Raw genomic sequence first — 10,955 nt, 5'->3', positions numbered from 1 at the left:
AATTCGACGCGAACCTTCCCGCCGAGCACGCGGAGATCCATCCGGATCCGCAAGTCCCTGCCGTGACCCGCATGCTCAAGGATGTTGTTGCCGACTTCGACGGCTCCGCTGACGGCTGGACCAACACAGCGATCGCGTTGCCGTTCAGCGTCGATCGGGGCAAGGTCACGGTGAGCGGTGTCGATGCCCAGGGCCAGGCGGTAACGGTGGACCTCGACCCGGCGATCGGCTTCGGCTCGCTGCAGACGGTGTTCGACGGCCAACGCACGCTGCTGATCGCCACCTCGACGGGTGTGCCCGGACAGCTTGATGACCTGTTGCGCTTTCTGGCCGTCCAGCCCGGCAGCTGGTCCGGATTGGACGGGCGTGATTGGACGGGCGTGCCCTTATCTCCGCCCCGGGTGCGGCTCCGATCACCGTTCCCAATCCACCCTTGAACTCATCTGCGCAGACGGAACAACCCAACGGGTCGGATGGCCAGGGCTGGTTCTGGTGGGTGGTCGGTGGCGTCGCGGTGGTCGCCGCTCTGGGCGCCCTGGCGATCCTGCAGCGGGCCCGGAACACGACTGCGGACAGCACACCGGAGTGACTCGGGGAAACGGCACGTCCGACGCGCTACGCGTGGTGATTTGCGATGACGCCGCACTCAACCGCGAATGCCTCTCGGTGGCGTTGGGGGTGCACGGCATCGAGGCCGACGGCGCGGCGGACCTTCCGTCCCTGCTCCGCCAACTGGAGCGCGGCGTGCCGGATGTGCTCCTGCTCAACATCGCCACACCCGACAGCGCCACGCTGCTTCGGGTCGGTCTGGATATCGGACCCGACGTCCGGGTGATCGTCATCGGCCTGTCGGAAGACCGGGAATCCGACATCGTCTCGTGTGCCGAGGCCGGTGTCGCCGGTCTTCACCTGCGGTCCGAGTCGTTCGACGATCTGCTGACGCTCATCCGCGACACCACCACGCACGACAGATCGGCGTGCTCGCCAGCCATATCGGCCATTCTGATGCGACGGGTGTATGCCCTTGCCGGGCAACAGAATCCGGAATCCAGGGATCCGGGGCTGACCGAACGCGAGCACCAGATCCTGCAGCTGCTGACCGCGGGTCTGTCCAACCAGCAGATCGCATCCCGGCTATCCGTCACCATCCACACCGTGAAGAACCATGTCCACAACCTGTTCGGGAAACTCGGCGTCGGATCCCGCGCTGAGGCGGTCGCCGTCTATCGGGCGATGAAGTACTCCAGCCTCGGTTCGGGGTAGAGCAGACGATGGCCGACACTTGGCGGAGGTCGCGAACGCCGGGCCCGGAGGCTTTTGGTTCCGGGCGCTGATTCGCGATCGCCCTGAAACATGCACTTGACGGTGGTCAGAGGCCGCCCCGAGCCCGTTGCGCCGGTCACTGCCCTCTGGTATACAGCAGCCATGATGAACTCTGGCTGGAAACGCCGATTCGCGCTGTCCGTAGCAGGTTTAGCCCTCGCCGGCACCGGCATGGGGCTTACCGTCGGCTGCAGCGCCAAACAAGCCCCGGCACCGACCGCACCCGTGCAGAACAGTGTCGACTCCAAACGGCCGCAGGGGAACTCGGACGCCGATGCGCCCAATCCGAAGCCTCCAGTGAAGGCGAAGCCGGCGCCCACCGCCAAACCGGGCGACAACTGAACCGATTCCCGGTGAGAGGGAGGTCGTCCCTCGGCACCGTCGCGATCGCGGTGTTCGTGGCCTCGGGGTGCGGCTCAGCCTCCCCCGACCCGAAGATGACGGCGACTTACGAGAATGCCTCTAGCGGTCAGGCGATCGCCGGCCGCTCGATGATGAAGCGGACGCATCTCCTCGAGAACTTGGCCGACAAGGTCAATGGCACCCTCAAGCTGCCGCAGGATATCGCCCTGGTCGGGGCGCAGTGCGGCGAGCCGAACGCGTTCTGGAGCTTCGCCGAGAAGAAGATCACGATGTGCTACGAGGACGCCAACCTCAGTTTGCGTTCCTTCAAAGAGGCCGGCGACACCGATCCGATCCCGGCGGCGGTCAACGCCACCAGGGCCACGATGTATCACGAACTCGCCCACGCGGCGATCGACTTCGGCGGATTGCCGATCACCGGTAAGGAGGAGGACGCCGCCGACCAGCTTGTGGTGTATCTGTTCCTCGCCCCCGATGAGAACGGCAACGTAGAACCTGGCGCCGAGGAAGCGGTCCGCGATTACGCCCGGATGTTCGAGCATTACGCCGAAAGCCAGGGAGATCTGTCGGAACAGGATTTAGCTGACAAGCACGCCCCGGACCAAGCCCGCATGTACAACATGCTGTGCTGGATGTACGGTTCGGATCCGGCGAAGTTCGACCGCCTGGTCACCAGCGGGGAGCTTCCCAAGAATCGATCGACTGGCTGCGAGGAAGAGTACAAGCTGCTTGCCCGGTCATGGTCTGAGCTGTTCGCGCCCTTCGAAAAGCCCGCGTAATCGGGCGCCATAGCGATGATCCGTGAAAACGTTGCCGATCAGCGGCTTCAACCGCGTGAGTCCGCGGGTCGCGGCTTAGTACGCTGTCGTCTTATGAAATGGGGAAAACTTTCATTGCTGGCAGCGTTCGCGCTCATGACGATGGCCTGCGAGACGACTACCGAGCAGCCCTCGGCTACCCTCACACCCACCTCGGCCACGTCAGCTACTGCGCCGGCGAAGCCGGTCGGCTACGTGACACTTCCCGATGTCTACGGCGAGAACGCCGAGACCGTCAAGACCCAGCTGGAAGACCTTGGACTCACCAAAGTGGAACTGGCGTCGTCCAACACGAAATACAGCACGGTGCTGGAACCGAAGGATTGGAAGGTGGTGGGCATGGTGCCGGGAGCAGGCACAGTCGTGAAGTCCGACGCCCCGGTTGTCCTCAAGGTCGTCAAGGTTCGGTAAGCGGCGGCTCCAGGCGTCGCCGCACAGCACGATGCCTGACAGGTGCCGTCGGGCTGGCACAACATCCGCTGCCCCCGGCCGATCAGCGGATTACCCGCCCGAAGGGCACCCTCGTCACCAGTACCGTGCATCCTCGGTCTTCCTGTCGCCGGTGAGCGCGATTCGGGCCGATGTCAGCCGGCCGTACTCGGTGCGCTCCGGGCAGTCATAGGGCGCGTCGTGCTCAAGAAAACTGCCCACGACGGCGAGACGTTCGTCGACTGCCTGCACTGCGGTCCGCCCGTCCGACTCGCGGGGCACGTCGCGGTTCGCGCCGAGTTCGATCAGCGCCCACACAACCTCGACATGCCCGTCCACGGCAGCCCGGTAGATGGCCGGCTCCCCCCATCGCGATAAGCCATCAATCGAAACCCCGACCTCCACCAGGCGCCGGACCACCGGCGGACCCTTGGCCACCGAAAGGGCGAGCGTCGCCTTTGTCGGATCTGCTCCATGGGCGATCAACAGATCGATCATCGCCACACTGATTGCATCGTCGAGGAGGGTTCGGTGCCCATGCGTGAAGCGGGGTGAAATGCCCTTCGCAAGCAGGGCATCGGTGACCGCGATGTGGTCGAGCTCCACGGCCGTCACCAGAAGGGCCCTCTGGTCACCCACCTCCAGTTGATCCCAGACACCGTCGGCCAATGCCGCCGTGACCGCGTCGGTGTCACCGGAGCGGCACCCCTGCTCGAGCCGTTGCGCCACCGACACCGAACTCGATGCCTGACGTCTCGGGCCACATGCCCGGTACAGCTCGCCGGGGATCGGTCTGACTGCGAGAGATTCCTCGTCGTCTGTTGCCCGCGTGCGATCGATGCCTTCGTCATCGACTGGGTCGAAAAACACGGTGTGCGCGCGAAAATCGTCTGACAGCAAACGCTTTTCGATCTCACCGAGCAGGGCCGTGGCTTCCCGGGCACGCGCAGGAGCCTGCTCCACGGTGGCGTAACGGCGGTAGTAGTGCGGAGAACTCCGCCAGTACATCAGTAGAGCGGTCGCCCGATCGCAGTCTGGATGCAGGGCGATGTGACGTGCACCCGCGACGCCGGAATCCCAGTTATAGGCCTGCGCACGCCGGTGAAGCTCTGCTGGATCCTCAGCAGGCACCGCTACCCCACACCCGGAGTCGGATGGAAACTGACCGTGCCACGCGGATCCGCCGGGGCGGCCGGGGCGGCCGACGACGGCACAGGCTCTGCCGGTGCGTCCGAACTTTCCGTGGTCGATGTCTGCGAGTCGGTGGCGGTGGTATCCGAGGTCGACGGCGATGTCGCGGACGACGAGCCGACTGCGCTGGAAGAGCTCGAGGTTGCCTTGGTGATTTTCGGCACCGTCGAGAAGTCGCCGGAACCGTTCAGCATCATCAGGATGACCGTCGAGATCACCAGGGCCACTGTCGCCATCGCGATCAGAGTCCAGAGAACTTTGGTGTTCCGGGACAGACCAGGTTCCTGCTTCACGTGCCCCCACAGGGACTCGAACCCTGACTGGGCGGATCATGGCCCGCCAAACGCGACCACATCCGTTCGCTGGCGTTCAGCCTCCGATTGCGAAAAGGGCAATTGAACAGCGGCCAGCATACCGCGACGACCGCAGATGGCCGTGCTTCAAACCCGCCGATAGACAGAGCAGACAGGCCGCCCTGTACGGCCCGCGGCGCGGAGGAGCTGGCCGGTCTGCGCCGGGCAGGATTCAGGGCAGGCCGAAGGTGTCGTAGATGTAGCTCAGGTCGCGCCGGATGCGCTGGGGATCTAGGTTGAACTTCTCCGGCGAGTGCTGGTGCTTGCTCGTGTAGGAACGCTGCTTCTCGGCCTGGGCCGCGACCTCGGCCACGAATTCGGGACTGGGCTCGACCTCGATGAAGTCGAGAATGCGCTTCATCGTCGACTCGAGGTCGCCGAGCAGGTCGGTGTAGCGAACCACGCACAGGTTCTTTTCCGGGATACGTCCGCTGACGTAATCATCGTGAAAGCACCGCAGCATCTCGCAGGATGCCTGGTACAGATTCTCCACCCAACGCTTCTGATCCTCTTCGCTGGTGCGCTCCCAAACGTTGTATCCGTTCTCCAGCACGCCGGACACCAGTGACATCCCCGACGGGATCACCTCGACCGGATCGCGAATGATGTACACCAGTTTGCAGTCGGGGTACCGATGGAGCAGTTCATCCAGCCGAAAGGTGAGCATACTGGTCTTGGCCACGATGCGGTCGGCCCGCTTGTATGCAAGGTTCCGGCGCCAGCATGCCTCGTGGTAACCGAAGAAACGGTCACGATCACGTTGGGTGACGCCCTCGACGCCCATCTCACGGCGACAGAGCGCACTACCCCAGTTGTCTTGCCAGGCAAGGAAATACGCCCAGGCGAACGGCCCGTCGAGCGTTCGAAAAAACCACAGCACGTCATCGGTCTCGATACCGCGCAGGTTGGTGTCATGGATGTCCGAGGGATGGTAACGCGCGGGCGAGAGCCGGTCGAGGCGCGGAACTACACGCCCCAATAGCTTGCGTGCCGTGATGGCGGGGAAAAGCATCTCCCACAGTTCGAAGGCGGCCAGCGGGCCGGAGCCCAGCAGCAGCCGGTGCAGGAACGTGGTGCCACTGCGCGGATTCCCGACAATGAAGATCGGCCGGTCGATGGGTTCGTCGCGGAAACGTGGGAAGAAGATCCGGTCCAACCCCAGTGTCACGGCCGAGATCGATTGACGCAGCTGCAGCAGAAGGAAGGCGCCGATCGGTCGGGCTCTGAAACCGAACGACTTGTTGATGGTCCGATAGAGGTCGACGTAGCGACGAAGACTCACGATTGCCATTCGGCGGACGCAGCAACCATGGTGAAGCCCGCCGCCGCACTTCCAATGACGATCTTGTCGCCGCTGGCGATCCCGAGCGTCCTGATCCGGTGGTTCAGCGCGAATGCCCACGCGGTGCTGGCGGTGTTGCCGTAGAGCGAGTGGGTCAACACGCCCGCTTCGGGCTTGGCGTTGAGTTCCTTGAAAACCCTCTTCAGCACGGCGTCGCTCGGCTGGTGGAAGGCGTAGTGGTTGATCTCTTCGGGTGTCCAGTCCGACTTCGCCAGCAGTTCGCGCACCAGCGGCGCCACGTGGATCGACAGCGCGAACAGTTCCTTGGACTGCGACATGAAGTGTCCGTCGACCGGGGCCCGGCACAGCTCCCAATTCTCGGGCAATGTCTTGTGCACGATCCGCTCCAGTCGGGCGCCGCCCAGTGGCAGCGGCGTACGGGTCACCAGCAGTGCGGCCGCGCCGTTACCTATGGTCAGGCCGGCGACACCGACCATGACTTCCTCGACCGTCTGCATGTCGAAGGCGATGCGGTCGCGGGTGACCTCCCCCGCGCAGATCAGAGCGGTGTTGATCTCGTCGTGCAGCGCAAAGTAGCCCGCGACCACATGTAACGCCTCGAGGAGTCCGGCGCAGGCACAGGTGACGTCCAAAGCGATCACCGGTGTGGCGCCCAGCCTTCCGGCGACCTCGTCAGCCGTTGCCGGCTCGAACGCGTCGCGGGCGACACCACCGTAGACCACCATGTCCAGATCACCTGCGGTGATTCCGTTCTCGGCCATACACGCCGACGCCGCACGGGACGCCCAATCACCAGGAGAGGCGATCTCCTCGTCAGACTCGTAATAACGGACCCTGGTATTGCAGCGTTCAAACACGTACCGCACTCCGGCATCGAGAAGTTCCCACTCCTCCGCCGAACCGCGGAACGATTCCTCAACTCGTCTCAGCGCCTCGTCGTTGTCGACCGCCGTTTCCGGCAGCACTACCCCTGGCCGCGAAAAGAATAAGCGTGGCAGCATTGCGTGGTCCTCTTCGCCTGAATCATGCGTCCGACCCCCGCTTAACCCGGAAAACCGCTCCCGGGACGGGATGATCGAGAAATTATCAAAGCATCGGACTTTTTTCCGCCGGATCGGCGGGCGGGGGCCCTACCCCGATGGCGGTGCACGCACCTTCACGAGAAGACATCCCGGTGACAACGTGTGACACCGGAACCAACTCAGGCAGCTATCGATCCGCCATGCATCGGGCACTAACCGGATTTTCCGTTGCCCCCAAGGAAGGCATCGGTCGTCGTCGCTTGCGGCACGGAATAGGCCGGCGCCGCAAGCGGAACTTCCACGCGAGCAGCACCCGCGGTTGGCGAACCACCGTTGAACCGCTGCGGAATGCCATCAATTGCCCCTTGACTTTCAGAGGGGATCGACGTCTTTCACCACCCCAGCGGCAAATTGCCGCACCATGTTGTCAATCACAGTTAGTTGCCAGGAACGCGGCAATTTGGATCTCGTCCGCCGATAAGTTGGGTTAGCATCGGCGACGGCCGCCGATACGAAGAGAGCGAAATGACTGTCTCCGCACGTTCCCAGCTGACCTTTGGTATCGCCGCGATACTCACCGCGACCACCGTCGGCGTCGCCGGGGTGACGGCTACCGGCCTCGAACTGCCGTCCACCCGGGCCGCCGCCCATGCTGAAGTACAACTCGCAGCACTGGTCAATCCGTTGCTGGAGATTTACGACACCATCCAGAAGACGAATTACTTCCTGTTCTCGATCGCCGAGCCGCCGCTGCTGGATCCGCCGACGACCTTGACCCGGGCCGGCATCGTTCCGGAGTTCCTGGCCGCCGGCTTTCCCATCCTGACCCAGTACTTCCTGAACGCGCCGGACTACGTCAACCAGGCCATCAACTACGTGTTCGCGGACCAACGCGATTCGTATGAACCTCCGCTGTATCAGGCCGTCTACCCGGGCGCACTGCGCATCCTGACGTGGGCGGTGGACGCGCTGCCGGCCAACATCGGGTACGCGGCACAGCAGCTGTCCGTCGGAAACTTCGTCGGAGCACTGGAGACGGCGAAGCGCGCAGTTCTCAATCCGATCCAGGCCGCGCTGTACCAAACGCTCAATGCAGGCCTGTACGCGATCGCCGGCGTCGGCGCACGCGCGGCCGCGGCGGTGACCGCCGTCGCGGAATGGATCCCCAAGACGATCCGCAACCTCGCCGACGATGTCACCGTGGTCACCAACGCGGTGTTCAACGTGGTGGCGAACATCGCCTACGGGTTCCAGTCGGGCAACCTTGAAAACGCGTGGAATTCGCTGGTGGTCGGGCTTCTCGGCACCCAAGGGGACTGGAATCTTCCCAACCCGACGATCCCGGACGCCCTGATCGATCAGACGATCGGCGGAGGCGGCCGGATCTACCAGGACCCGTCATTGCCTGCATACCAAGAGGTGCCGAGCATCCGCCAGAACGTGACCGAGTTACGGGACGCCCTCGCCGGAGCTCTGGCCACCGCGGTACCAGATCAAAACATCCCCCCGTTCCCGGTGTCGAGGTTTCCGTTCTTCGCCAATCAGATCCCGACCCCATGGCAGCCGACCCCCTACGTCCCGCCGGTTCCCCCGCCGTTCGCGGCCATGGTGTCTACACCGGCATCCGCCACGAATGTTTCTGCCGAGGCCGCCACGTCGGCTAAAGCGGTCCGCGCCTCCCGCGCTGCCCGCGCCGTGAAGGCGGCGAACTCAACTGCGGCCAAGGTGGCCAGGAACCCCGGCGCCGCAACTCGTTAGAGCACTCTCGACCGGCTAGAAGGCTTAGGGGACTGTCGTGACGGAATCTTTTGGTGCGCGGATCGGGGTGGCGGCGTTCGCCATCGGGCTGTCGCTGGCCGGGCCGCAGGCTATGGGTGTGGCGTCGGCTGATGACATGGACGCAGACACGTCTGCCGCGACCATTGCGACGCCCCTCGCCGCGGGGCGGTCCGCCGCAGCGGCGGCGGTCGGCTGGTATCCCGGGCAGGTCCTGCGGTTGTTCGTGGGCAACGGCACCGCCGATAATCCGGACGCCGGCTTGCTGATCGGTAACGGCTTCTCGTGGACGGCCGACACCTGCCCGACCGGGCCGTGCAATGGCGGCATCGCGGGGCTGATCGGTAACGGCGGCAACGGATATGGCGGCGGTTTCGGTGGCTCGGCCCGCTGGTTCGGCAACGGTGGTGACGGCGGAGCCGGTGTGGCCGACGGCGCCGGTGGTGCCGGTGGCCGAGCCGGGCTGTTGTTCGGCAACGGTGGCGACGGCGGCACCGGTGGTGTCGCAACGACATACGTCAGCGTCAACCTCACCGGCGGCACCGGCGGCAACGGTGGCGACGGTGGACTCCTGGGCAACGGCGGCCGGGGCGGCAACGGAGGCAGTGCCGAAACGGATGTCCTGAGCGTCACCGCGCAGGCCGGGAGTGGCGGTAACGGCGGCGCTGGCGGCTTCCTGTTTGGAGTTGGCGGTGATGGCGGCGACGGCGGAAACAGCTTGTCGCAGCAGTGAAACGCCTTCGCCGGGGCTGGCGGTAACGGCGGCTTCGGTGGTCGAAACGGCGGCGCCGGCGGCAGTGGCGGAATGGCCACGATGGTCCGGGCGGGGCAGGCCCAGGGCGGTAACGGTGGCCGAGGCGGCTGGGGCGTGATGGGCATCGGGGGCGCGGGCGGTGACGGTGGAGCCGCGGTATCCCAGGGTAGCAACGCCGAAGGTGGCGCCGGAGGCGATGCCGGCATCGGCGGAATGTCTGGCGGAGCGGGCGGCCGTGGCGGGCACGCCACGGTGTTGGTCTTGGGATACGCCTATGGCGGTGTCGGTGGTGCCGGCGCTTCCGGAGTGATCGACGGCGGTAGCGGCGGCGCCGGGGGCGACGCCGAGACTTTCGGAGACGGCTTCGTCACTGCCGGTGGGGCCGGGGGTATCGGCGGCAGTGGCCGTTTGGGTGACGGCGGCAACGGTGGCGACGGTGGAGCCGCCACCACCTCCAACGGTCAGGCCGACGGCGGCGCCGGCGGAGTCGGTGGTCGCGGTGCCGGCCGGGGCGGTTCCGGCGGATCGGGCGGCAGCGCGACGGTCGGCGTGGGCGGTACCGCCACTGAGAGCTCGCCCAATGGCGGTGCCGGCGGTGCCGGAGCCGACGGCGGCCGCAGGGGCGGCAACGGCGGCGCGGGCGGCAATGCCCGGGGAGCGACCGGCGTGACCATTGCCAGTTTTGTCTCTGTCGGCGGTGACGGCGGCAAGGGTGGAAACGGCACCGGCGTGTTCGCCAACGGCGGGAACGGTGCCAACGGTGGCAACGCTGTGGGCGGAACCCCCACGCCGGGCACCGGTGGTGCTGCGGGATCAGGAGGACCGGGCGGAACCAACGGCACGAGCGGCCGCAACGGCACCTCCTGAGGCACCAGTCCGGCTCAAGTTGGTGCGGCCAGGCCGGCTTACTTGAGGAAGGCGTCGACCGTCGCGGCGAACTTCTCGTGCTGCTGGAACAGGAACGCGTGGCCCCCGTCGAAGAAGGCCAGCCAGGAGAACGGAATCTGGCGGGCGATGTTCACCGAGTTGACCGGCTTGTCGACGACGTCGTCGCGCCCGTCGGTCAGCAGCACCGGGTTCGTGATGTTCTTCAGATTGGCGAAGTTGGATTCATCGGCATCCCACAGCGTGGTCCGGGCCCGGTTTTGTCGCAGGGCGGTCTCTTTCGAGACGGCGAAGTCATCGGGTGCCGATCCCTGTTTGCCCGCCGCCAGGATCCGGGAGTAGATCTCCTCCGCTAGAGCCTCTTCGCCGTCCCCCGGCGGGAACAACAGGGCGAGTTTCTGATCGTCGGAGATTTTTGGATCGTTGAGCTTGTCCTCGACCGCCTTCTCCGCGGGGACACCCTGGCTGCCACCGGGATTGGCGGCAGCCAGTACCGCTTTGTCCACCAGCTCGGGGTGCCGGATCAGCAATTGCTGGGCGATCCGCGCGCCCATCGACCAGCCGAGGATGTCGGGTTTGTTCAGCCCCAGGGCCTTGATCAGCCCCGCTGCGTCATCGGCCATCTGCGGAATCGTCGTGTTGTTCGCGCTTGTGTCGCTGGAGAGTCCGACACCCCGGTTGTCGAAGACAATCAACTGATGGTTCTCGGCCAGTTCTTCGATCAGCAGGGGATCCCAC

Annotated in this window: 12 protein-coding genes and 1 pseudogene; 9 read left to right on the top strand and 4 right to left on the bottom strand. The window is 65.2% G+C overall.

Going from position 1 to position 10,955, the window contains the following annotated elements:
• The 5 genes and pseudogenes from ACR2JI_RS03105 to ACR2JI_RS03085 all read left to right on the top strand — a co-directional run.
• A pseudogene (locus tag ACR2JI_RS03105) lies at positions 1 to 437 on the top strand (hypothetical protein); the annotation flags it as partial.
• Positions 434 to 589, top strand: coding sequence for a hypothetical protein (locus tag ACR2JI_RS03100; protein ID WP_526387919.1), 156 nt, complete (start codon positions 434 to 436; stop codon positions 587 to 589). The pseudogene ACR2JI_RS03105 and the gene ACR2JI_RS03100, both read left to right, overlap by 4 nt.
• Complete coding sequence (locus tag ACR2JI_RS03095) at positions 586 to 1,263, top strand: LuxR family transcriptional regulator (protein ID WP_526387917.1); 678 nt, start codon at positions 586 to 588, stop codon at positions 1,261 to 1,263. The genes ACR2JI_RS03100 and ACR2JI_RS03095 overlap by 4 nt, the downstream gene beginning before the upstream one ends.
• Before the next feature lie 413 nt (positions 1,264 to 1,676).
• A complete protein-coding gene (locus tag ACR2JI_RS03090; RefSeq protein ID WP_526387915.1) occupies positions 1,677 to 2,465 on the top strand; it encodes a DUF4344 domain-containing metallopeptidase in 789 nt (262 codons plus the stop codon).
• Between the two features lie 93 nt (positions 2,466 to 2,558).
• The gene (locus ACR2JI_RS03085) at positions 2,559 to 2,915 is read left to right on the top strand and encodes a PASTA domain-containing protein (protein WP_526387913.1); all 357 of its coding nucleotides are present in this window, start codon (positions 2,559 to 2,561) and stop codon (positions 2,913 to 2,915) included.
• Between the two features lie 114 nt (positions 2,916 to 3,029).
• Here the strand turns inward: ACR2JI_RS03085 and ACR2JI_RS03080 are convergent, their stop codons facing one another.
• Entirely contained in the window at positions 3,030 to 4,064 is a 1,035-nt protein-coding gene (locus ACR2JI_RS03080) for an ankyrin repeat domain-containing protein (RefSeq protein ID WP_526387911.1), read from the bottom strand.
• On the opposite strand from ACR2JI_RS03080, the gene ACR2JI_RS03075 reads away from it, so the two are divergent.
• The gene (locus ACR2JI_RS03075) at positions 3,972 to 4,523 is read left to right on the top strand and encodes a hypothetical protein (RefSeq protein ID WP_526387921.1); all 552 of its coding nucleotides are present in this window, start codon (positions 3,972 to 3,974) and stop codon (positions 4,521 to 4,523) included. The two genes, ACR2JI_RS03080 and ACR2JI_RS03075, sit on opposite strands and share 93 nt — an antisense overlap.
• A 126-nt stretch (positions 4,524 to 4,649) precedes the next feature.
• Here the strand turns inward: ACR2JI_RS03075 and ACR2JI_RS03070 are convergent, their stop codons facing one another.
• Entirely contained in the window at positions 4,650 to 5,759 is a 1,110-nt protein-coding gene (locus ACR2JI_RS03070; RefSeq protein WP_526387909.1) for a sulfotransferase, read from the bottom strand.
• On the bottom strand, positions 5,756 to 6,745 hold the full coding sequence (locus tag ACR2JI_RS03065; protein WP_526387907.1) for a 3-oxoacyl-ACP synthase III family protein: 990 nt from the start codon (positions 6,743 to 6,745) through the stop codon (positions 5,756 to 5,758). The genes ACR2JI_RS03070 and ACR2JI_RS03065 overlap by 4 nt, the downstream gene beginning before the upstream one ends.
• 582 nt (positions 6,746 to 7,327) lie before the next feature.
• Here ACR2JI_RS03065 and ACR2JI_RS03060 point away from each other — a divergent pair.
• The 3 genes from ACR2JI_RS03060 to ACR2JI_RS03050 all read left to right on the top strand — a co-directional run bounded on the left by ACR2JI_RS03060 (position 7,328) and on the right by ACR2JI_RS03050 (position 10,199).
• Entirely contained in the window at positions 7,328 to 8,560 is a 1,233-nt protein-coding gene (locus ACR2JI_RS03060) for a hypothetical protein (RefSeq protein WP_526387905.1), read from the top strand.
• A 37-nt stretch (positions 8,561 to 8,597) separates the two neighbouring features.
• Positions 8,598 to 9,311, top strand: a complete 714-nt coding sequence (locus tag ACR2JI_RS03055) for a hypothetical protein (protein WP_526387903.1) — start codon at positions 8,598 to 8,600, stop codon at positions 9,309 to 9,311.
• 72 nt (positions 9,312 to 9,383) lie between these two features.
• Positions 9,384 to 10,199, top strand: coding sequence for a hypothetical protein (locus ACR2JI_RS03050; protein ID WP_526387901.1), 816 nt, complete (start codon positions 9,384 to 9,386; stop codon positions 10,197 to 10,199).
• A 38-nt stretch (positions 10,200 to 10,237) separates the two neighbouring features.
• Here ACR2JI_RS03050 and ACR2JI_RS03045 read toward each other — a convergent pair.
• Positions 10,238 to 10,955, bottom strand: a 718-nt coding sequence (locus ACR2JI_RS03045; protein WP_526387899.1) for an alpha/beta fold hydrolase, incomplete at its 5' end; no start/stop codon positions are given.

The sequence above is a fragment of the Mycobacterium sp. genome (assembly GCF_051006775.1).
Taxonomy (GTDB): Bacteria; Actinomycetota; Actinomycetes; order Mycobacteriales; family Mycobacteriaceae; genus Mycobacterium.
The sequence above is the reverse complement of the archived record's forward strand: the minus strand, read 5'-3'. Positions and strand labels throughout refer to the sequence as shown.